At 68.3% G+C, this 20832-nt stretch carries 19 protein-coding genes and 2 pseudogenes; 5 read left to right on the top strand and 16 right to left on the bottom strand.

The features are described from left to right. Nucleotides 1-184, top strand: a 184-nt coding sequence (locus tag ACWC2T_RS40395) for an NPP1 family protein (protein ID WP_450675286.1), incomplete at its 5' end; no start/stop codon positions are given. Between the two features lie 335 nt (nucleotides 185-519). Here the strand turns inward: ACWC2T_RS40395 and ACWC2T_RS40390 are convergent. Further along, a complete protein-coding gene (locus tag ACWC2T_RS40390) occupies nucleotides 520-1146 on the bottom strand; it encodes an isochorismatase family protein (RefSeq protein ID WP_067051780.1) in 627 nt (208 codons plus the stop codon). A gap of 170 nt (nucleotides 1147-1316) precedes the next feature. On the opposite strand from ACWC2T_RS40390, the gene ACWC2T_RS40385 reads away from it, so the two are divergent. Continuing rightward, nucleotides 1317-1841: a MarR family winged helix-turn-helix transcriptional regulator gene (locus tag ACWC2T_RS40385; protein WP_234379095.1), complete on the top strand. Its 525-nt coding sequence runs from the start codon at nucleotides 1317-1319 to the stop codon at nucleotides 1839-1841. Between the two features lie 330 nt (nucleotides 1842-2171). On the opposite strand, the gene ACWC2T_RS40380 is transcribed toward ACWC2T_RS40385, so the two are convergent. From ACWC2T_RS40380 to ACWC2T_RS40350, 7 genes and pseudogenes are all read right to left on the bottom strand, one after another. Beyond that, entirely contained in the window at nucleotides 2172-2675 is a 504-nt protein-coding gene (locus ACWC2T_RS40380) for a PhzF family phenazine biosynthesis protein (protein ID WP_067051784.1), read from the bottom strand. A 19-nt stretch (nucleotides 2676-2694) separates the two neighbouring features. Continuing rightward, nucleotides 2695-2781: pseudogene (locus tag ACWC2T_RS40375) on the bottom strand (phenazine biosynthesis protein PhzF); the annotation flags it as partial. A 201-nt stretch (nucleotides 2782-2982) separates the two neighbouring features. Beyond that, nucleotides 2983-4602 (bottom strand): amidohydrolase, encoded by a 1620-nt coding sequence (locus ACWC2T_RS40370; RefSeq protein WP_351251095.1) that lies wholly within the window; start codon nucleotides 4600-4602, stop codon nucleotides 2983-2985. Between the two features lie 588 nt (nucleotides 4603-5190). Further along, nucleotides 5191-5391: pseudogene (locus ACWC2T_RS40365) on the bottom strand (alpha/beta fold hydrolase); the annotation flags it as partial. 22 nt (nucleotides 5392-5413) lie between these two features. Continuing rightward, nucleotides 5414-5959, bottom strand: a complete 546-nt coding sequence (locus ACWC2T_RS40360; protein ID WP_234379096.1) for a hypothetical protein — start codon at nucleotides 5957-5959, stop codon at nucleotides 5414-5416. A gap of 96 nt (nucleotides 5960-6055) precedes the next feature. After that, nucleotides 6056-6310 carry a hypothetical protein gene (locus tag ACWC2T_RS40355; protein ID WP_351251093.1) on the bottom strand — a complete coding sequence of 85 codons (255 nt, stop codon included), beginning with the start codon at nucleotides 6308-6310 and terminating at the stop codon, nucleotides 6056-6058. 14 nt (nucleotides 6311-6324) lie between these two features. Then, a complete protein-coding gene (locus tag ACWC2T_RS40350) occupies nucleotides 6325-7779 on the bottom strand; it encodes a carboxylesterase/lipase family protein (protein WP_450675287.1) in 1455 nt (484 codons plus the stop codon). A gap of 135 nt (nucleotides 7780-7914) precedes the next feature. Here ACWC2T_RS40350 and ACWC2T_RS40345 point away from each other — a divergent pair, with 135 nt between their 5' ends. Continuing rightward, a complete protein-coding gene (locus tag ACWC2T_RS40345) occupies nucleotides 7915-8871 on the top strand; it encodes an AsnC family transcriptional regulator (protein ID WP_387151933.1) in 957 nt (318 codons plus the stop codon). Between the two features lie 397 nt (nucleotides 8872-9268). Here ACWC2T_RS40345 and ACWC2T_RS40340 read toward each other — a convergent pair whose 3' ends face one another. The 7 genes from ACWC2T_RS40340 to ACWC2T_RS40310 form a co-directional block, all read right to left on the bottom strand. Then, on the bottom strand, nucleotides 9269-9991 hold the full coding sequence (locus tag ACWC2T_RS40340) for an ABC transporter ATP-binding protein (protein WP_351208768.1): 723 nt from the start codon (nucleotides 9989-9991) through the stop codon (nucleotides 9269-9271). Between the two features lie 2 nt (nucleotides 9992-9993). After that, nucleotides 9994-10725 carry an ABC transporter ATP-binding protein gene (locus ACWC2T_RS40335; protein ID WP_351208767.1) on the bottom strand — a complete coding sequence of 244 codons (732 nt, stop codon included), beginning with the start codon at nucleotides 10723-10725 and terminating at the stop codon, nucleotides 9994-9996. Continuing rightward, entirely contained in the window at nucleotides 10722-11759 is a 1038-nt protein-coding gene (locus tag ACWC2T_RS40330; protein ID WP_351208766.1) for a branched-chain amino acid ABC transporter permease, read from the bottom strand. The genes ACWC2T_RS40335 and ACWC2T_RS40330 overlap by 4 nt, the downstream gene beginning before the upstream one ends. Next, nucleotides 11756-12634, bottom strand: a complete 879-nt coding sequence (locus ACWC2T_RS40325; RefSeq protein ID WP_351208765.1) for a branched-chain amino acid ABC transporter permease — start codon at nucleotides 12632-12634, stop codon at nucleotides 11756-11758. Before ACWC2T_RS40325 ends, ACWC2T_RS40330 begins: the two co-directional genes overlap by 4 nt. Before the next feature lie 8 nt (nucleotides 12635-12642). Next, a complete protein-coding gene (locus tag ACWC2T_RS40320) occupies nucleotides 12643-13878 on the bottom strand; it encodes an amino acid ABC transporter substrate-binding protein (RefSeq protein ID WP_351208764.1) in 1236 nt (411 codons plus the stop codon). 793 nt (nucleotides 13879-14671) lie between these two features. Further along, nucleotides 14672-16018: a dihydrolipoamide acetyltransferase family protein gene (locus ACWC2T_RS40315; RefSeq protein WP_450675285.1), complete on the bottom strand. Its 1347-nt coding sequence runs from the start codon at nucleotides 16016-16018 to the stop codon at nucleotides 14672-14674. A gap of 42 nt (nucleotides 16019-16060) precedes the next feature. Then, nucleotides 16061-18247 carry an alpha-ketoacid dehydrogenase subunit alpha/beta gene (locus ACWC2T_RS40310; RefSeq protein ID WP_351208762.1) on the bottom strand — a complete coding sequence of 729 codons (2187 nt, stop codon included), beginning with the start codon at nucleotides 18245-18247 and terminating at the stop codon, nucleotides 16061-16063. A 151-nt stretch (nucleotides 18248-18398) separates the two neighbouring features. Between ACWC2T_RS40310 and ACWC2T_RS40305 the strand changes: the two genes are divergently transcribed. Beyond that, nucleotides 18399-18962, top strand: coding sequence for a VOC family protein (locus ACWC2T_RS40305; RefSeq protein ID WP_351208761.1), 564 nt, complete (start codon nucleotides 18399-18401; stop codon nucleotides 18960-18962). A 19-nt stretch (nucleotides 18963-18981) separates the two neighbouring features. Next, nucleotides 18982-19626, top strand: a complete 645-nt coding sequence (locus ACWC2T_RS40300) for a GntR family transcriptional regulator (RefSeq protein ID WP_351208760.1) — start codon at nucleotides 18982-18984, stop codon at nucleotides 19624-19626. Between the two features lie 140 nt (nucleotides 19627-19766). On the opposite strand, the gene ACWC2T_RS40295 is transcribed toward ACWC2T_RS40300, so the two are convergent. Beyond that, the gene (locus ACWC2T_RS40295) at nucleotides 19767-20825 is read right to left on the bottom strand and encodes a LacI family DNA-binding transcriptional regulator (RefSeq protein ID WP_351208759.1); all 1059 of its coding nucleotides are present in this window, start codon (nucleotides 20823-20825) and stop codon (nucleotides 19767-19769) included. Nucleotides 20826-20832: the final 7 nt, after the last annotated feature.

Genomic DNA, 20832 nt, shown 5'->3' with positions numbered 1-20832 from the left:
GAACGTGACCGGCGGCTGGTTCTACCCCCGCCTGGTGGGCTGGAACGGCTACCCAGCCGACTTCCGGGACAAGCTGATGAGCGCCGACTTCGGCGAAGCCACCCTCAAGATCAAGAACGGCGACTTCGCCTACGCGCTGGCACACTCCATGCCCTCGGGCATCCCCTTCGATCCCAACGCCTGACCTGCGGAACAGAGGGATTGCAACCGGGCCGGTAGCGCCGCATCCAGCTTCCTGGGCGTCCGCAAGTTGAATCCCCAAGGCACAACGTGGCTGACACCAAGGGCTCCGTCCTCCCGCACCGACGCTCAAGCAACGGAGCCCACCATCGGCCAGTGCACGAACGCCCACCGCAACGCATGGACCCGAGCGACCCTTCTTCGGACGTTTCTACTTCACCTGCGCTGGGCGACAGCGCCTACGCGGCCCGCCTCGACGGGCCTGACCGGCGTGAGGTCCTCGTCCCCAAGGCAACCTGACCGGCATCGCGCAGCCGCACTTGCGACCGGAACGAGCTTCTAGGCCCGGTAGGCCGCGGAGATCTGGCCGACCAGGACGGCGAAGGGCATGTCGAGGGCGCCGTAGACGGCAGCGGACTCCGGGGCCGCGTTGTCCGCGAGGGCCTCGACCATGAGGGTGGCATAGTCGGAGACGATGACCCCCGCCTGCTGCATGCGCAGCAGTCCCGCCTCGCGCTTGGCCTGGCTGAAGGTACCGGAGGCGTCCACGGCAACGTACGCGTCGTACCCGGCGGCCGTCGCGGAGATGGCGGGCAGCGCCGCGCACACCTCGAGAGACACCCCGGCGAAGATCAGTTTCCGCCGACCGGTGGCCTCGATGGCCTCGCGGACCCGATCGTCGTGCCAGGCGTTGACCGTGCTGCGATCGATGATCTTGTATCCGGCCGGCAGTGCCTTGACCAGCTCCGGGATGGTCGGCCCCCACATGCTCTCCGCAGCGGTGGTGGTGACGACCAGCGGGATGCCCAGGACAGTCGCCGCCCGCGCCATGGCCACCACGTTGTGCTTCAGTTCGCCGAGCGGGATGTCCCGGACGCCGGACAGAAGGCCCACCTGGTGGTCGACGAGCACCACGGCGGCGTTCTCCCGGGTGATCGGTTCCAGAAACTTGCTATGCGCGCTCATCTTCCGCTCCTTCGGGTAGGGCCGCAGTGGATTTAGTCATCAGTGTTGATAGTCAATATCAGTGACTACTTTGACGCTACGCCCCGGCCTTTCGCAGCGCAAGCGCCGGTCGGTCATGCGGGATTCGCGTGACGCCGTCCGAGCCCTGAGGCAGGTGAATAAAATCGCTGGTGACCCAGCACAGCGGCGGACGCGCCGGGACAGGAGAGGCGTTGGACGGGCACCACACCACGGAACCGGACCTCGGCATGCTCGCCGCCCGGGTCCTCCTCTCCGTCCAGCGCGAGCTGTTCTCCGCGCTCGCCGAGCAGGGCTTCGATGACATCCCGCCCCGCACCGGCGCCGTCCTCGCCTATCTACGCACCGACGGCATCCGTGCCAGCGAGCTCGCCCGCGCCTCCGGACAGCACAAGCAGGTCATCGGCACCGTCATCGACGACCTCGAACGCCTGGGCTACGTCGAACGCAAACCCGACCCCGCGGACCGCCGGGCCAAACTGATCTGTCCCACAGAACGCGGCCTGCTCCAGATGGAGGCCGCCGCCTCCATCATGCGCACGATCGAGGAACGCCACGCCAGCGCTCTGGGCACACAGGAGTACGCCACTTTCAAGCAGGCCCTCCTTCGCGTCGCCGAATTCCAGCGCGAGGTCGAGCACGACCATCAGGCACCGGGGGGCCGTCAGGACGGCTGAACGACCAGTCGACGGCTGGTCTCGGCACCACGTTCATCGGCGCCTGCGATGAGAGCCGCCACGAAGGTGCGGTGAGGTCGCCTCCCCCTGGCCCCGGCGGCTCGTGACCGCTCTTCGAGTCCGTCGTCGAGCTCTCCAACCACGGAAAGGTGCTGGACCGCTTCCTCGAACTGTGCGCGTCGCAGATGTTCATGTACGGGGAGCAGAACAACTCTCAATCGTGCCCCCGACACTGGCCGAAGGCGGCGCCGCATCGCCGAGCTCAGCCACTGCGCGCACTTCCCCTGTACTCCAACGCACCGCCGATGTGGGCCCGCCTCAGCGACTTCGTCACCCGCGCCGACCGCTGATACAGCCGGGGTACTCCGATCCCGGCTGCGGATCCCATGTGCCGTCGAGCGGGATTCCGGCGGCCGTGGCGATCCGGTCGCGCGATTCAAGGATTCGGGTCTTTAGCGCCGGGAGGTCCACGTCCACCAGCGCGCCGTCGCGTTTGACCACGCGGCTGGCGACGAGAACGGTGTCCACCAGGCCGGGACGGCCGACGCTGACGATGGTGCCAGCCGGGTCAGTGACCGGGAAGACGGTCAGGTCGTCGGCGCGCAGAAGGGTGAGCCACTGCCCGACGGCGGCGTTCATGCTGCCGCACGCCGGGTCCTCGTGCACACCGGCTCCGGGGGCGAAGATGCGCAGCTCGAAGTCGTACTCGGATCCCTCGGGATAGGCCCCGATCGCGCCGACCATGGCGTCCGGGATGAGGGAGAGGTCGGGTTCGAGGCCGAGGACCTCCTTGGCCGTGGCTAGCTGGTCGCGCCAGGCGCTGCATCTCCTCATCGCTCAAGCCGGTCCCGTCCAGGACCACCGCGACCGGATTGCCGCCGTAGGGGATCGTGGAGAACACGTCGACCTGTGCGAACGAGCGAGTGCGCGGCGTGGTCATCGAGGGCCTCCCGGTAGCGGCTGCGGCGGATTCTGTGCGTCTCGCGCCCGGCGGAAGCAGGTGGGTTCATCCAACGGGCACGCGCGCGGCCGGGACATGGCCACTGACACAAAGTGGACTGATCATCACGGGCAGTTGGCTACCGCGGGCGCTTGTGCCCGCGGTAGCCAGGGGCTCGGGGGCCGGCACATGCTCCCCCGCCTATCGGGTTCCGGAGGGAGCGACCAGGCGACCGCCGACGAAGGTGTGGGTGGGGTGCAGGTCGCGCAGGGCATCGCCGGGGCAGTGGGCGGGCTCTTGGTCCCAGATCGTGAAGTCAGCCCAGCGGCCCGGGGTCAAGGTGCCGCGCAGATGGGACTCGCCCGTGAGGTGGGCCGCCCGGGTGGTGTGCAGGGTGAGGGCCTCGTCGTACGAGATCGCGTGCTCGGGACCCTTCACTCCGATGACCGTCTGCCTTGTGGTCATGCCCCACACCGAGCGCATCGCGCCGAACTGGCCGACCGGGAAGTCGGAACCCGCGCTGACCTGGGCACCCAGGTCGATCCAACCGCGGGCCGGAAAGAGGCGGGCGACGCGTTCCGGGCCCCAGAAGCCCTCCTCGACCTCGGCGGTGTCGTGCAGCAGGGGCTGCTGGATGGTGACGGGGATGCCGAGGGCGACGGCGCGGGCGCGCTGCTCGGGGCCGGCGAGGCCGCCGTGCTCCATGACCAGGCTGCCGGCGGGCAGGCCGGGGTTGCGCTGCAGGACGCGTTCGTAGACGTCGAGGAGGGTGCGGACCGCGCGGTCGCCGTAGGCGTGCGTGCCGACCCGCCAGCCGCGCCGGACCACCGCCTCGACCGCCTCGACCAGCGCGTCCGGCTCCCAGATCAGCATCCCGGAGAAGGAGTGGTCACAGGCGTACGGCTCCTCGGTGGCGCCGGCCTCCAGGCCGCCGTCGAGGCCGAACTTCACGCCCCACACGGACAGGTATGGGTCGGAGTTGTCGCGCCACTCCTCCATGGTGTCGAGGAGGTCCTCCACCTGGGCCGCGCTGGTCATGCCGAGCGCCGAGATCAACGCGCGCACCCTGATGTGCAGCGCGCCCGCCTCGCGGGCGGCTTGGAGCACCCGGTAGTCCTCGGGGGTGACCGCGCAGTCCCGCACGGTACCGATGCCGGTGGCGGCGTAGTCGCGGGTGGCGATGCGGAGTCCTTCGATGCGCTCGGCCCGGTCAGGGGCTGGGACCAGGCGCTCCACCAGGTGCAGGGCGTTGTCGATCAGCCGGCCGTCCAGCTTGCCGTCGGCGTCACGGCCGATGGTGCCCCCGGGCGGTACGGGGGTGTCCTCGGTGATGCCCGCGAGGCGCAGCGCGTAGCTGTTGACGACGTCGTTGTGGCCGCCGCGCTTGACCAGGACCGGGTGCCGCTCGGTCGCCGTGTCGAGTTCAGCCGCGGTGGGCATGCGGCGCTCGGCCAGGTTGAGTTCCTGCCAGTTGGTGGTGGTGCGGATCCACTCGCCCTCGGGGGTGACCGCGGCCCGCTGCCGGATCAGGTCGAGGAACTCGGGGATGGTGCGGGCCTGGTGGACGGGGACGTCCTGGGCGCCGAGCGCGGCGAAGATCAGGTGGGTGTGGGTGTCGTCGAAGGCAGGCAGCACGGTCGCGCCGGGCAGGTCGCGGACCTCGGTCTTCTCGGTGACCAGGTGGTCGAGACCGTGCGGGTCGACGGACACGGCCGCGATCCGGTCGCCGCGCACCGCCAGGGCCCGCTGCGGGACCTGGCCGGGCACCAGGGTGTGCACCGCGCCGGCGCGGATCAGCAGGTCGGCTCCGTGATCAGACATCGTCTTCTCCCTCAGCTCGCAGCGTTTCGAAGGTGTCGCTGACGAGACTGTTGTAGAAGCCGTTCGGTAATTCGCCGCCATATCTGGATCGACCGCGCAGGAAACACGCCATGTGTGCACCACGATATACGGATCATGCGCCAACGTCGATCGGGACGGACGCAGGAGCGCAGCCGCTCCGCTCGCATCGTCCCGTGATCCCTGAGGCGGGGCGGTCCGGCCTGGGGCTGTGCGGACGCACCGCCGTACGTCGCGTCACTCCCTGTACGCCGATCGCGCCTGCGCACGACGGGCGTGCGCAACTCGGTGTGCTTGGCGCCGTTCGCTACTGAATCCGCCGGCCCTTTATCGCTGTAGCTGGGGGAAGACCACGCGGAGTGTCTGGACTCGTCTGTTGCGGCGGATCATGAGCCAGGCGAGGGTCGGCGGGCAGGGATCGGGGACGCCGACGGGGTTGGTGACGTCCATTTCCCAGATGGTGACGGAGTGGCTGGCCACGACGTGGCGTAGATGCTGGGTGATGCCCTTGTCCCGGTTCTGCCGCACGGCTGGGAAGGGGTGGCAGCGTTCGCCCGGCGTGCTCAGGACGCCGACCAGCACGGTCGGGCCGTCCTGGGCGTCGAGGATCAGCTTGGTGGCGGCGACGTCGCCGTCGAGGGAGAGGGTGGGGTTCTGCACGACGGTGACGGTGTAGCCGTCGGCGGTCAGCAGGTCGTAGACCCCCTTCCAGCCCGAACCGTCGACGAACCCGCCGTGGACCAGGACGACGTTCCTTGCTTCAGTGCTCATGTGTACGCACTCCTTCGGTGGACTACGGCGACTGCTGCGGTACGACCGTGACCGGCGCCTGGGCGGCCTGCAGGCGCGCCTCGGCGCGGGCGGGATAGACCTTCGTGAAGACGGCGGGGCCAACGAGGCCGATGACATGGGCGGCGATGCCCACCCAGGCAGGGGCATCCGCCGCGCCCGCGACGGCCAGGCTGACGCCGATGAACGTGAAGCCGGTGCCCCACGCGCTGGTGATGTGGTTGTTGACGCGGAGGAACTCCGGCATGTCCCAGAACTCACGCGGCGTCTGGCGTTTGGCGATGCCCAGCGTGAAGGGGCGGCGGATCGCCAGCGTCCCCCAGGCCGTGGCGGCCAGCCAGGCGAAGGAGAGGACGTCGGTGTGGTGCGACAGGGACGAGTGCGGCCGTGCGACGGCGACGGCGCCGACCAACACGAAGTACACGATGGTGCTGGCCTCCAGGATCAGCGCGTCGAGGTCGACCCCGTGACGGCGGTCCTGGAGCAGGAGCAGCAGCCCCGAGGCGAACCCGCTGACCGCGCCCCAACGCCAGTCGACGAAGCCCAACATGTGACGCCCGTCACACATAGCCGCCTGGGTTCTTACCGCTGTGAAGACGCGATGGCCGGCGTCCCACGGGTGCGGGACACCGGCCATCGGCCGCGTTCAGTGGGCGGCGGCCGTGTGCAGGGCCTTGGCGTACAGGGTCTTCCAGAGCCTTCCGGCGCCCGGCATCACGAAGAAGACGAGGAGCGCGATGGAGGCCAGGGTGAAGGGGAATGGGCGTACCCACTGGTTCCAGTTCGCGAAACGGTCGCCGATGGTCAGGGAGTACAGCCGGTCCGAGGAGTAGATGGTGACCAGCAAGGTGAGGAACTCGGCCCAGTGAGGCATGGTCGGCGTGCGGAAGATGTGCTTCATGACGGTCTCCTCTCTCAGCCGAAGTGGCGGATGCGGGCTGCGGTCGCGGGCGCGTAGGGCAGCCAGTCGCTGGTCGTTCCAGTGGTGACGAATTCGGCGACGGCGGTTGCGAATTCGAGGCTCAGGGTGCGCTGGGCGTCGCCGGCGCCGGCGAGGACGGGGCTGCCGGGGTAGGCGTCGAAGGTGTTGAAGAGGAAGGGCAGTTCGGCGCAGTGGGTGGCGCCCAGGGCGTACGGGTCCTCGGCGGGGGCGTAGTCGAACTGGTAGACGTAGGTGGTGTTGCCGCCGGCCGCGTGATGGTCGGCGATCTCCAGCGAGCCGTCGCGGAAGAGGCCGTCGGTCTGCACCGAGGTGAAGATCTGCGCCGGTGTCGCCTGCGGGAGGCGGGCGGCGTGCTGCTGGTAGACGTCCTGGGCGGCCTGTCGGCCGACCTGGGCGGTGAGGACGTCCAGGGCGGTTTCGGTGGTGAGGTTCTGGATGCGGGGGTCGAAGGCGAAGAAGGCCGTCGCTTCGTCGCGGGTGGTGCCGATCAGCAGGGTCTTGCCCTCCAAAGCGCCGTCATTGAGCGCCTGTTGCCGGGTGCGGGGCATGCCGGGGGCACCGAGGACCGGGTACATCGGCGGAGCCGCGCTACCCGGAGCCGCGAGCTGGACGGAGAGCCGGCCGTAGGCGTCCCGCAGCTGCTCGGCCGGCAGGGCACGCAGGGCCTTCGCGGCATCAGTGCCGACTGGGATGTCCAGCAGGCGCAGGTAGGCGTCGGCGTTCTCGGCGGCCTGGTGCGGATCCTGTGGGTTCAGGCCGAAGGGGCCGCTCTGCAGCAGCACCCGGGTGATGGACCCGTTCGTCTCGGGGTCGAGCGCGAGCGACAGGGCCGAGTACGCTCCGGCGGACTGCCCGCCGACGGTGACCGTGCGCGGGTCGCCGCCGAAGGAGGCGATGTTGTTCTGCACCCAGCGCAGCACGGCGGCCTGGTCCTGGGGGCCGAGGTTGGCTGCGCCGATCTGCGGCAGGTAGAGGTAACCCAGCGGTCCCACCCGGTAGTTGGCGGTGACGACCACGATGTCGCCCAGCGCGGCGAGGCGGCCGCCGTCGTACCAGTCCCAGCCGCCGGAGCCGCTGGTGAAGCCGCCGCCGTGCCACCAGAGCAGGACGGGTCGGGCCGCACCGTCCGCCAGCGCCCGGCGTGGAGTGAAGACGTTGACGGTCAGGCTGCCGTCCTCGTTCCAGTCCGGCACGCGCTGCCCCTGCACCTTCTCCAGCCGGGAGGCCGCCTGCGGAACGGAGGGGCCGGCCTTGGCCGCGTCCCGCACGTCCGTCCAGCCCGGGTGCGGCTGCGGCGGCGCGAACCGCAGCTCGCCGACCGGCGACGCGGCGTAAGGGATTCCCCGGAAGGAGACCGCCTCGCCCTCCGCGACTCCCCTGACCTTGCCCCGGTCGGTGTCCACCACCGTGTGCTCGATGCCGGTCATCGTGCTCACCTGCTCTCTCGTCTCGGTTGCTCTGAGACGCTTCTAAGCCGAGGCGAGAATCTGAGCCAGAAATGACCATCTGGATCGAGGAAAAAGGACATAGGATCTCGGCCTGTGGAGAGAGTGCGCCATCTGTTGAATGAAACGGACAGTCGGATCGCCGCCGCGATGCTGGCCGCACCACGCGCCTCGTGGCGCACGGTCGGCCGGGTCCTGGGCATCTCGGAGCGCACTGTCGTACGCCGGGCTGCACCACTGTTCGGCGACGGGACGCTGCGGGCCACGGCCGTACGCAACCCTGTGCACTTCCCCGAGCTGATTCCGCTGGCCCTGCGCATCCGCTGCCGGCCCAACCGGATCAGCGCCATCGCCGCCACCCTCGCCCGCCGGCCCGACACCATCTGGGTCGACGTCCTCGGCGGCGGCGACGAGATCTGCACCATCCTGTTCCTGGACGGACCGGACGCCCGCAACAACCTGCTGCTGCGCGACCTGCCCGCCACCCCCGCGGTCCAGTCCTGGACCTCGCACGTCCTGCTCCGGGTCTTCCCGGCCGCCTTCGACTGGAGCGGCGGCCTGCTGACACAGACCGAACTGACCAGCCTGCGGCCCGACCTGTCCGCGGCACCTACCCGCCCCGTCCTACAGCCCCTCGACCACCAGCTGATCACCGCACTGATCGAGGACGGCCGCGCCCCCTACACCGACCTCGCGCGCCGCGCCAACACCACCGCCCTGACCGCTCGCCGCCGGGTAGAGGCACTGGTCAACGGCCAGGTACTCAGACTCGCGACCGAAGTCGATCTGGCCCGGCTGGGCGTCCGGACCGAGGCACTCCTGTGGATCACGGTCGCACCTGGCGGACTGGAGGAAACGGGCCAGCAGCTCAGCCGCCACCCACAGGTCCGCTTCGCTTCCGCCACCACCGGCTCGGCCAACCTCCTTGTGGCCGTCGCGGCAACCGACCTCGACGCGCTCTACCGCTTCCTGAGCGAGACCATCGGCGCCCTCGAACACATCACCACCCTTGAGGTCACCCCCATCCTGACCGGGGTGAAGAGGACCGGCCTGGTCCGCCCGGGCAGTCTCTGATCCGATCACAGGTTCCGGGACTCAGCGGAAGCCGCTCCCGAGCGGCGGCTGCGTTTCCGGCCCCTGGCCATTTGACGCCCGCCGCATACTGGCGGGCAACCGGCTGGCGGCTGTTGTGCCATCCTGCACACCAGGGGCCTGGCAAATGGGGAAAGCGACAGAAACAGGTGGGCTGCTCGCTCCTGCCAGCACCAAGCGCTTCCCGGCGAGGGGACGTCGGGGACTGGTGAAGGCAGGCGAGGACAGCAACGCCAAAAGAGCGAGGAAGCCAAATAGAGCAAGGGCATCGCAGCTGCCGGGCTGCCACCACGGGTGGCGGCCCGGAAATGGCCGCTGCCCTGCCCGCGGTCGGTGTCCGTGGGCAGGGCTTGCGGGTAAGGAACCGTTGGCGTGCCACCTATCGCGGCGCGGCTCCCAGGTAGAGGCGTGCCACCTCAGGATCGTCCAGCAGTTCGGCACCACTGGCGACGAGGCGGACCCGGCCTGCTTCGAGGACGGCACCGACGTCGGAGGCGGCCAGACCGGAGCGTGCGTTCTGCTCGACAAGGAGCACGGTGCGGCCGTCGGTGGCGAGTTGCCGGATGCTGGTGAAGACCTGCTGCCGGGATTTGGGGTCCAGGCCGATGGAGGGCTCGTCGAGAAGGATGAGTGCGGGGTCGAGGATCAGGGTCCGAGCGAGTTCGACCTGCTTCTGCTCGCCGCCGGAGAGGGAACCGGCGTGCTCCCGCGCCCGTTTGGTGCAGATGGGAAAGGCCTCGACGGCGCGTTCGATGCGGGTCTGCACCACCTTGTGGTCCTTGAGGGTGTAGCCGCCCATGAGGAGGTTGTCCCACACGCTCATCGCCGGGAACAAGCTGCGGTCTTGGGGAACGTGGACGATACCGAGCCCCAGCCGTTCCCTGGGCGAGAGCTTGCCCAGGGGTTTGCCGCGAAAGGCGACGGTGCCCCCTTTCGGCCGCAGCAGCCCGCTGATGGTCTTCAAAACGGTTGACTTCCCTGCACCATTGGGGCCGATCAGGCACGTGACCGTGCCGGGTTCGACGGTCAGGTGCACGCCCTTCAGAATGTCGCCGGCACCGTATCCGGCCACAACGGCGTCCAGGGTGAGGATCGGGGCCATGGTCAGCTCCCCAGGTAGGCGTCGAGGACGAGAGAATTGGTTTGGACCTCGTCGGGTGTGCCGGTGAAGATCCGCTTTCCCTGGTCGAGCACGATGACCGGGTCACACAGTCGCATGACGAAGGTCATGTCGTGCTCGACGATGAGGAACGTGACTCCAGCCGCGTGCCGTTGCCGGATGTGGCGTTCCATAGTCTCGATCATGACCGGGTTGACGCCCGCGGTGGGCTCGTCCAGGAGCACCAGCTCCGGGTCGCTCATCAGTACTGCGGCGAACTCCAGCAACTTGCGCTGGCCGTAGGAGAGTTCCGAGGCCAGCAGGTCGGCGACGGGTGCCAGCCGGAACTCCTCCAGCAGTCGGCCCGCCCGCTGCCGGTCGGCTCGGCTCACCCGCCGGGTCAGCAGTTGCCGCCAGCTGTAGCCGCCGGCGACCACCAGGTTCTCCTCGACGCTCAGCTGCGGGAAGACCCGGGCCTGCTGGAAGGTGCGGGACAGGCCGCGCCGGTAGAGAGTACCGGCGTCCAGGCCTGTGACCTCACGCCCGTTGAACCGTACCTGGCCGCTGTCGGGCCGCAGGTATCCGGTGATCAGGTTGAACAGGGTGGTCTTGCCCGACCCATTGGGGCCGATGAGGGCGGTGACGGTGTCGCGCTGGACGGCGAACGAGCAGGAGTCGACCGCCCGCGTTCCGCCGAAGGACTTGGTGGCGTCGGTCACCTCGAGCAGTGCGGTCACAAGTGCCCTCCTTCTGTCGTCGGCACGGGGGCGCCAGGGGCCGTTCGCGGGGTGGACAGGCCGGCGGCGACGACTCTGGCCCGACTCCGCCGCCGGATCCGGTCCTGGACGGTGGGCAGGATGCCCCGCGGCAGTAGCAGCATGATCAGCAGGAACACCAGGGCGTAGGCGATGAGGTAGACCTGGCTGCCGCCGAGCTGGTAGGCGAGGTACTGCTGGGCGGATTCCAGGATGAAGGCGCCGATGACCGGGCCCCACAAGGTGGCACGACCTCCGAGGAAGGTCATCAGGACGATCGCGATCGTGATCAGCGGGTCGATGGCGAACTGCGGGTAGATGAAGCCCTCGTAGTAGCCCCACACCGCGCCCACCATGGCCGTGAAGCCGACGCTGAGGGCGAAGGCCAGTAGTTTGACTCCGGTGGTGCGAACGCCGATGCCGCGAGCCTTGTCCTCGTCCGCGCGTATCACGACCAGGCTCAGTCCGACCTTGGTGCGCATGATCGCGTACGTGACTGCCATCACCATCGCGAGCAGCACCAGCAGGACGTAGTAGAAGGGCCGGTCGAATCCGGCTCCCGAGAAGGGCGGCTGTGGCAGGGCCAGCCCCTGTGCGCCTCCAGTGATGCCGTGCAGGTTGAACGCAAGGGTCTGGGTGACGAACAGAAGCGTGATGGTGACGATGGCGAAGACATCGGCCCGAGTGCGCATCGCCACTGCGGCGATGGGCAGGCCGAGGACGGCACCGAGCAGGCCGATCACCGGTAGCGCCCAGAACGGCTCGTAGCCGCTGGTGACGGAGTGGTGGGCGAACCACAGCCCTTCCGCGTAGGCGCCGATACCGAAGAAGGCGGCGTGGCCGAGGGAGGGATAGCCGGCGAACCCGCCGACGATGTTCCAGGCACTGGACATCACCGCGAACATCAGGGTGAAGATCAGCATGTTGAGCGCCCAGTGCGCCAGATTGAACGACGGCAGGGCCGCCATCAGCCCGAAGAAGACGATGGCGATTGCTGCGCCACGGAACGCTTTCATATGGCCCCCCGGGTCGCGGTGCCGAACAGGCCTCGCGGCCTCAGGAGAAGGATGAGGAGGATGATGACGAAGTACGTCATCCCGGACCAGGACGGTGAGAGTGTCGAGGCGACCACGGCGGAGGAGACCGACACGATCACCGCACCGATCACGGCCCCGACCACGCTGCCCAGACCACCGAGCAGGACGATGGACAGCAGCAACGAGATCAGGTCGTAGTGACTGCCGGAGTTGAACGGATACAGCAGTCCGTAGACGGAGCCGGCTGCTGCCGCGGTTGCCGACCCGAGCCCGAAGCCGAGGGCGGACACGCGCTGGGCCTCGACGCCGAGCAGGCGGGCGGCATCCGGGTTCTGCACGGTGGCGCGCACGGCCCGGCCGAAACGCGTCCGGTTCAGCAGCAGATACAGAAGGCCGAGGGCGACGAGCGAGAGCAAGAAGCCCCACAGCCGCACCAAGGTGATCTGGTAGCCGAATACGGACCAGCTGGCGTTGCTGTAGGAGGTGCTGATGCTTCGGTAGTTGGTCTTCCACACCACGCTCATGACGCCCTCGACGAGCAGGGCGACGGCGAAGGTGACGAGCAGGCTGAGTTCGGAGCGGTCCTCCCTCTTCAGCGGCCGCAGGAAGCACACCTCGACCGCCACCCCGAGCGCGAACATCACGACCGTGGTGATCGGGATGGCCAGGAACGGGTCGAGGCCGAAGGAGGTGAAGAGTTGATAGGCCAGGTAGGCGCCCAGGATGACCATCGCTCCCTGCGCCAGGTTGACTACCTTCATAATGCCGAAGATCAGGGTCTGCCCGGAGGCCATGAGCGCATAGACGCCGGCGGTGAGCAGGCCGAGGATGAGCGCCTGGATGAGGCTGTGCATGGCGTGTGTCACCCGCCCCAGTTCGGCTTGGGGTGGACCGGGGCGACCCGGGCGACACCCGCGGGGTAGACGGGCACGAGCTTGCCGCCCTGCCACTGGACGAGGGAGAACTCGCCGGTCGGAGAGCCGTCGGCCCTCCAAGCCATGTTCCCGAGCAGAGTGGGCCAGCTCCCCGAGTGCAGGGACTGGGTGATCGTGGCGTTGTCGAGCTTGCCGGTCTTCTTGGCGACCTCTTCCAGCAACTGCCCGCAGGCGTAGGCCTCGGCGGACGTGTTGTCGATCTTCTGCGGGGTGCCGCCGTACTTCTTGAGGTACTCGGCGGTGAATCCGGCGCTTCCCGGTGCAGTGGACCCCGGATACCAGTCACCGGAGGACATGACGCCCGTGGTGTTGCCGGCACCCACCTTGTCGGGGAACTGTTGCGGGGAGTTCGCGCCGTTCGACTGGAACATGAACTTCGGGTTGAAGTGCAGCTGTACCAGTGCCTTGACCTGCTGGTAGGCGTCCTGCGTCTGGGTGCCACCGACCAGGACGTCCGGGTGAGCTGCGGCAACACCGGACATCACCGGAGAGAGGTCCTGGGTCTCGGCCGGATACACCTGCTTGTACACGGTCTTGATGCCCGCGGCCTCGAACTTGGCCCGGACGCTTTCGGCGACCGGGGCGGCGAACGGGTCGTCCAGCTCCGCGTAGGCGGCGGTCTTCGGCCGCTTGTCGGCCGGGAGCGACAGTATCCAGTTGGCGAACACATCACCGGAGCGAGTGGAGGGCGCCGGCTGGACGAAGAAGAGGTTGTTCAGGTGCTGTTCGAAGACCTTCGGGCCACCGCCGGCCGGCTCGAGGAAGGCGTATCCGTACCGCTTGGCGACCTGTGCCGCCGGTATGGTCAGCAGGCTGGAGAACGGGCCGAACACCAGGTCGACATGGTCCTGGTTGATGAGATTCTGGTAGTTGGTGATGACCTGGGTGGGGCTGGACAGGTCGTCGACGATCTTGATCTGCACCTTGCGGCCGAGCAGGCCGCCCTTGGCGTTGACGGAGTCGGCCCACAGCTGGTAACCGCGCTGGACAGCCTGACCGGAATCGGCGAAGTCCCCGGTGAGCGACACCGAGGCACCGATGACGAGCGGGCCGTGGGCTGATCCGGCGTCATCGGAGCCAGAGGTGGCGCAGCCGGTCCCGGCCAGCGCGCAGGCAGCGGCAACCGCGGTCAAGGCATTCCGGCGACGTGCGTTGCGTTTCATGGGTGGTCCTCGTGAGTGGCGTGTGGTGAGGTCGTCGCACCGACCAGGCCTGTGGCCGAGTCGGCCGGTCCGCAGCCGAGTTGGGCGGACCTGGTGGAGCAGTGGCGAGGATGTGGGCTGCGCGGCCGCCGTCCCTTCAGCCGGGTTGCGCAGCGTCACCGGTACGACTTGAACGGCACACCCACCGGCCGGTCCTTGCAATCGGATGCGGCACCGCCCGATTCAGGCGCTGCGACCGATCGAGAGAAGGGCAAGTGGCTGGACAACCGTCGCCTGATCGTCACAGCGGCCGCAGCTGCGACCAGACGATTTGGCAATCGATTGCACTCTGCCCACATATTGTGGAGTGCGCCACATGGTGTCAAGGGGTCGGATGGTCGTGCCGTCGCATCGGACTATCCGCAATGCGAACGATTGCAACGGGCGGGGCATCTCCTTGGAGTGCCGGCTGTGCAGCCGGGCGACGGGCGACGATCTCGATCTACGCCCGCTCCCCGGACCCGGACTTTCTGGTCCTGCCGCGGAGCCGCCGTGCGGTCATCCGTGGCACGCGACCCACAAGCCGTGCACCGTCCACCCGCCGCGGAGGCAGGGCAGACCGCTTCGCTCCCCTACAGGGTTTTCGATGATGGCTCGACGCCAGGCGTTTCCCCCCGACGCCGCCAATCTGTCACTGGGGCTCCGGACAGCTGCCCGGACCGGACTTCCATCCGCAGGCAACAGTCGGCTTCCGGCCGAAGAACAGCTAGGTCATCAAGGCCTCCAAGTCTGCTGGGCACGCGAAAGCGCGAGGCTAAAGGAGCAGGAGCATCGGCTGCTCGACCGCTTTGGTGAACTCGCTCATCCAGCGCGCCGCGTCGGCGCCGTCGACGGCCCGGTGGTCGACGGAGAGCACCACGCGCATGACGGTCGCCGTGGTGAGTGTTCCGTCGTCGCTGACCGCCGGCTCTCGGCGGCCTGCACCGACGGCGAGGATGGCCGCCTGGGGCGGGTTGATGATGGCGGCGAATTCCTCCACCCCGAACATGCCGAGGTTGGTGATGGTCAGGGTTCCGCCCTCAAGGTCGCTCTGGGCGAGCCGTCCGGCGCCGGCCTGCTCGACGTAGTCCTTGACCTCGCGGGCCACGCTGCCCAGAGGTCGCGCGTCCACGGACCTGACGACGGGGGTGACGAGGCCCCGGGGGGAGGCGATGGCAACGCCGATGTCGACGGAGGCGTAGCGGAGCATTGTCTCGTCCTGCCATACGACATTCATCTGCGGTACCTGCTGGTGCGCGTACGCCGCCGCCTTGATGACGAAGTCGTTGACCGAGACGCGGATGGCGGAGACCTGGTTGACCTCACTGCGCAGAGCCAACAGCGTGTCGATGCGGGCACTGCCTTTGAGATAGAAGTGCGGGGCCTGCTGCTTGCTCCGGGTCAGGCGGGCGGCAACGGCACGCCGCAGGCGTGTGTGCGGGATGATCTCAGCCAGGCCGGGCGGTGCCGCCGCGGCCTGCCTCCCGGCCTCCGAAGCCGGCGCCGGTGGCCTGGCTGCCTCGGGCGGGGTCCGGCTGACATCGGTCGGTTCCGCCGCTGAGGTCTGGGCGGCGGAGCCGTTGGCCGCAGCCGCGCCACCGTCCACTCGGGCCGCGATCGCCCGTTCGACGTCCTTGCGGACGATCCGCCCGTGCGGTCCGGTGCCGTGGACGTCGGTCAGCGACAGTCCGGCCTGTTTCAGCAATCGCCTTGCAAGGGGACTGGCGAAGATCCGTTCATGTTCCTCGGTCGCAGCCGGTGCGGCGCCCGGTCCTTCCGGCTGCGGGGCGGGGGTACTGCCGGCCCGCGCGGTGGTGTCTGTGGAGGGACCTCGGGCGATTCCCAGGCGGCCGAGCACGGCGTTCAGGTCGGTGAAGTCCTCGCCTGGATCCAGTAGTACCGCGATGGGTGAGCCGACCTCCACGGTGCTGCCGGCCTCGGCGAGAATGCCGGCCAGCGTCGCGTCATGCTCCGCCTCCAGCTCGACCATCGCCTTGTCGGTTTCGATGACGGCGATGGGATCCCCGGCACCGAAGCTGCCGTGCTCCTTGACGAGCCACTGCGACAGCAACGCCTCGGTCGATCCTGCCGCCACCTCGGGCATATGCAGCAGCTTGGCCATGACCTCTCCTTGTGTCCTCTCGACTGCGGGAATGCGGCGAGCTCAGCCGGCGTCGCGGATCTGACGGAGCCGGGCGATGATCTCCTCGGCGCCGGCGATGGCGGCGCGCTCGAGGACCTTGCTGATACTCGGCGACGACTCAGCCCCTGTCACGCGCTGCACCGGCTGGTCCAGCCAGTCGAAGAGGCGGCGCTGGATCTCGTCGGCGAGCCAACCACCGTAGGACGTGCCCACGGCGCCCTGCTCGACGATAAGAACGTTGTTGGTCTTCCTCACGCTCTCCTCGATCGCCTCCCAGTCGACGCCGGCCCGGTCCAGCCACCGCAGGTCGATGACATCGGCGTCGACCGTCTCGACCACGTCCAGAGCCTCGATGCACCGGTCCACCATCGACAGGTAGGAAATGACGGTCAGGTCCTGGCCGCGCCGCCTGAACGCGGCCTTTCCGACCGGGATGCAGTAGTCGAAGTCGTCGACCGGTCCGATGCCCGACGAGTTGTACAGGTCGACGTGTTCCAGGACGACGACGGGATCCTTGCAGCGCAGGGCTGCGTTCATCATCCCCACGTAGTCGAAGGGGGTGCTCGGCGCCGCGATGCGCAGGCCTGGGGCAGTGGCCAGGACTCCGGCGGGGTCCATGGTGTGCTGCGAGCCGTAGCCCGTGCCGGCGGCGATCTTGCTGCGCAGCACGAAGGGCATGTCGCTGTCGCCGCCGAACATGTGCCGGGCCTTGGCGACCTGGTTGAACAGTTGGTCGGCTGCCACCCACATGAAATCGGCGTACATCAGTTCCGCGACCGGCTTGTAGCGTCCGTCGAGGGCAATGCCGCCGCTGAGGCCGACGAATGCGTTCTCGCTGATGGGCGTACCCAGAATCCGCCCGGGGAAGTTCTCGGCGAGGTTCTTGGTGGCACCGTTCGTGCCGCCCTTCAGCTTGTGGACGTCCTCGCCCATGACGACGATGGAGTCGTCCTGCGCCATACGCCGCTGCATGACCTTGCTGACCACGTCGATGAACTTGACGGTGTCTGTGGCGCCGGTGAAGCTCTCTGCTTCCTCGAACCGCACGCCCTCGTCGAACTCGCTGAGGTCACCGCGGACGCCGACGTCGACGAAGCTCGTCTCGGGCCACTCCGAAGCCTTGATCCGCCGCTGGCCGGGCTTGCCGTCGGGTACCGGTTCCAGCAGCTCGTCGCCGATGTCGGACATGGTGGTGGCTATGTCGACGGCCGCCTGGTCGATCTCTTCCTGGGTTGCCAGCGCACGGCGCAGCAGCTGCCGTTTGAGCATCTCGAGCGGGTCGCGCTCGCGCCAGCTCCTCTCCTCGGCCCTGTCCCGGTACCCGAAGGCACTGCCGGGGTAAGGACCGTTCTGGTGGAAGAACCGGTAGACCTCGGCCTCGACGACCGTGGGGCCGCCTCCGGAACGCATGACGTCGAGGGCCTCCTGCATCGCCAGTTGGACAGCCACGGGGTCCATGCCGTCCACACGCCAGCTGGGGATGTTGAAGCCCAGGCCACGGGCGGACAGCCGCGGCTCGGCGGTCGCCTCGCTCACATGGGTGGATACCGCGTACTGGTTGTTCTCGATGAAGAAGCAGACGGGCAGTTTCCACGCTGCCGCAAGGTTGAACGTCTCCAGAACCGAGCCGATGTTCACGGCGCCGTCACCGAAGTAGGTCACCGACACGGCATCGGTACCGGCCCGTTGGTGGGCCCAGGCGAAGCCCGCGGCCTGCGGAACGCCGCCGCCGACGATGGCGTTCGTACCCATCGCGCCGGCCTCGCGCCATTGCAGGTGCATGGATCCGCCGCGACCCCTGCAGAACCCCCGTTCGAGACCGCAGATCTCGGCCAGCGTGCGCTCCAGAACTGTCCGCACGCCCGGCGTGATTTTCGCCAGTGATCCGGACGGTGCATCGGCGACATGCGCGAACGCCTTGGCCAGGAACTGGTGGTGGCCGCGGTGGGTGCCGTTGACGAAGTCGCTGCTGCGCAGGGGCAGCACCGAGCCGACGGCTCCTCCCTCCTGTCCGATGCTCGAATGCGCAGGGCCGTGGATCAGCCCCTGGCCGGCGAGCTCCAGCACGTACTCCTCGAAGGAGCGGATCCACAACAGGTGACTGAGCATCCGGCGCAGGACATCGCCCTCGGCGTTGTCCCAGTCCCTGTCGGTGGCCCGCAGTTCCACCCAGTTCGACGCCGCGCGCAGCCGGTGGTGCGTGGCCATGAAGCCTCCTCGACGTGGCTTGATACACGCCGGACCCTGACACACATTGGATCCAACGACAAGGCCGAGAACTGAAGATGTGGAGCAACTGGCGAGGACTATGCCTGAAACCGAGGGCCTACTAGGCTGAAGTACACATCGATCGGATCCAATGGAGGAACTCGTGAGGGATTCAACATCCGGACTGCCCGGCCTGGCCGGGGTCGATCACTTCGGATTTACGGTCCCCGACCTCGACGAGGCACGGCATTTCCTCGTCGATGTCCTGGGGTGCGAGTACATGTACACACTCGGCCCTTACCAGGACGACGGAACCTGGATGGCCGATCACCTCAACGTGGCGGCCGACACGGTGATGCGCCGCCTGCACTTCTTTCGCTGCGGCGGAGCGGCGATCTTCGAAGTGTTCGACTACGAAGCCACGGCCCAGCGCCGCGAACAGCCGCAGAACAGCGACGTCGGCGGTCACCACGTCGCCCTGTACGTCGAGGATCTCGACGCGGCCGTGGCATACCTGCACGAACGCGGAGTCCGGGTGCTCGGCGCACCGACCACGAGCAAGGGACCCAGCGCAGGCCAGCGGTGGGTGTACTTCCTCGCACCGTGGGGCATGCAGTTCGAACTGGTCTCGTACCCGGACGGTAAGGCCTTCGATAGGCTCCCCTCACCAGCGCAAACCATGCAAAAGTACCGGAGGGCACGTGGCGAGCACTAAGGCGGCGCTCAGGCCGGGCGTGGCCAGCCGGCGCATCGCGGAGCACCTGCGCGAGCAGATCCTCGCCGGCCGGCTGTCACCCGGTGAACGCATCGTCCAGGACGAGATCGCCGAGCAGTTCGGCGCAAGCCGCCTGCCCGTTCGAGAGGCTCTGCGCATCCTGGAATCCTCTGGCCTGGTGACGCTGCGCTCCAGCACCGGAGCATGGGTCGCCACGATGGAGCAGCGCGACTGCGAGATGGCCTACAAGATCCGCGAACGGGTCGAGCCCCTGGCTCTGGTCGAATCACTCGCTGCGCTGAGCGACACCGACATCGACCGCCTCGAGGAGATCCAGGCACAGATCGAAGCCTCCGACGATGTCGAGGACTTTCTGCGCCTGGACCGCGAGCTGCACACACTCACCTACAGCGGATGCACCGTCACCGAGCTCAACAGCATGGTCAACCGATACTGGGACATGACACAGCACTATCGTCGCGCCTTCACCCGGCTGGCCGGCCCTGACCGCAAATGGGTCATCAACGCCGAGCATCGGCTGCTCATCGAGGCCATCCAGCGACGAGACGTCGAAACGGCCGAACACGTGCTCATCGGCCACATCAAGCGCACCCGCCTCGAGCTTCTGCGTCATCCCGAGGTGTTCTCCAGCGAGCAGCACTGATGACACGGCCTCACAGGCATGGGTCCTGGCCGGGCAGCCCGCCTGGCCAGAGCCTGCACGTCGTGCCCACACAGCCTGACGGCGAGCGTCTTCGGCGGCCAGGCCACAGCTGACCTCGTACATGTCTTGCGGGATGTGTCTCAGCCGCGCGTCGGCTTGCGGTCCACGGCGTCCGCGGTCGATTCCCGGATGACCAGATGCACGGGCAGCAGCACTGTCTTGGCCGCCGACACGGTGTCGTGCGATAGCTCCGTGCGGTCCAGCAGCTCCAGCAGCAGGTGCGCGGCTTCCGCGCCGAGTTCGTGATGCGGCACATGAACGGTGGTCAGCGGCGGCTGGAACTCATCCGCGAACTGCATGTCGTTGAACCCGACCAGGGAGACGTCCTGCGGGCAGCGCAGTCCCCTGGCGCGCAGCACATGCAGCGCTCCGAGCGCGATCAGGTCGTTGCCGGCGACGATCGCCGTGGTGGACGGGTGGCGGTCGAGAAGTTCGCCCGTGGCCTGCTCTCCCGCCGCCACCGTGTACGCCCGGGCCGGTATGACCGGCGCCTGGTCCGGGCCGATCCCTGCGCTCTCCATCGCATGCCGAAAGGCCTGGGCTCGGGTGATCCCGGTGGACATGTCCTGTGGGCCGGACACATGGGCGACGTAGCGGTGCCCTCGCTCCAGCAGGTGCTCGGCCGCGAGCGACACACCGGCGCTGTCATCGCCCGCGACGAACGGGAAGAGCTTCCGGTCGGTGCAACGGTTGAGGAGCACGATGGGCACTCCGGACTTGCGCGCCTCGTCCAGCAGCGGGTGTGTGCGCCGTGCGGTGGCGACGATGAACCCGTCGACCTGACGCCCCAGCAGGACGTCGAACTGGTGGCGCTCCTTGTCCTCGTCGCTGTCCGTATTGGCCAGCAGTGCGGTGTAGCCCCGAGGCGCAAGGGCCGCCTCGATGCCCCGTGCCATGGGCGGGAACAGCGGATTGGTGAGGTCCGGCATGAGGACCCCGACCGTGAACGAACGGTTCGTCCGCAGGCTGCGGGCGGCGGTGTTGGGGGTGAACCCCAACTCCTCCGCGGCGGCCCTGACCCGCCTGGCCGTCACCGGGCTCACTCGACCGCTCGTGCGGGGATTGAGGGCACGGGACGCCGTGGCTTGGTGAACCCCGGCAAGTCGTGCGACGTCGGACAGGGTGGGGCGCGTGCTCACGGGCGCA

This window comes from Streptomyces sp. NPDC001393 (assembly GCF_053597455.1).
Note: the sequence above shows the minus strand (reverse complement) of the source record. Positions and strands in the feature narration are given on the sequence as shown.

Bases quoted from the DNA above. Each gene is read 5' to 3' on its own strand.
- ACWC2T_RS40390 (WP_067051780.1), bottom strand. From the start codon at position 1,146: ATGAGCGCGCATAGCAAGTTTCTGGAACCGATCACCCGGGAGAACGCC.
- ACWC2T_RS40380 (WP_067051784.1), bottom strand. From the start codon at position 2,675: ATGAGGAGATGCAGCGCCTGGCGCGACCAGCTAGCCACGGCCAAGGAG.
- ACWC2T_RS40370 (WP_351251095.1), bottom strand. From the start codon at position 4,602: ATGTCTGATCACGGAGCCGACCTGCTGATCCGCGCCGGCGCGGTGCAC.
- ACWC2T_RS40360 (WP_234379096.1), bottom strand. From the start codon at position 5,959: ATGTTGGGCTTCGTCGACTGGCGTTGGGGCGCGGTCAGCGGGTTCGCC.
- ACWC2T_RS40355 (WP_351251093.1), bottom strand. From the start codon at position 6,310: ATGAAGCACATCTTCCGCACGCCGACCATGCCTCACTGGGCCGAGTTC.
- ACWC2T_RS40350 (WP_450675287.1), bottom strand. From the start codon at position 7,779: ATGACCGGCATCGAGCACACGGTGGTGGACACCGACCGGGGCAAGGTC.
- ACWC2T_RS40340 (WP_351208768.1), bottom strand. From the start codon at position 9,991: ATGGCCCCGATCCTCACCCTGGACGCCGTTGTGGCCGGATACGGTGCC.
- ACWC2T_RS40330 (WP_351208766.1), bottom strand. From the start codon at position 11,759: ATGAAAGCGTTCCGTGGCGCAGCAATCGCCATCGTCTTCTTCGGGCTG.
- ACWC2T_RS40325 (WP_351208765.1), bottom strand. From the start codon at position 12,634: ATGCACAGCCTCATCCAGGCGCTCATCCTCGGCCTGCTCACCGCCGGC.
- ACWC2T_RS40320 (WP_351208764.1), bottom strand. From the start codon at position 13,878: ATGAAACGCAACGCACGTCGCCGGAATGCCTTGACCGCGGTTGCCGCT.
- ACWC2T_RS40315 (WP_450675285.1), bottom strand. From the start codon at position 16,018: ATGGCCAAGCTGCTGCATATGCCCGAGGTGGCGGCAGGATCGACCGAG.
- ACWC2T_RS40310 (WP_351208762.1), bottom strand. From the start codon at position 18,247: ATGGCCACGCACCACCGGCTGCGCGCGGCGTCGAACTGGGTGGAACTG.
- ACWC2T_RS40305 (WP_351208761.1), top strand. From the start codon at position 18,399: ATGGAGGAACTCGTGAGGGATTCAACATCCGGACTGCCCGGCCTGGCC.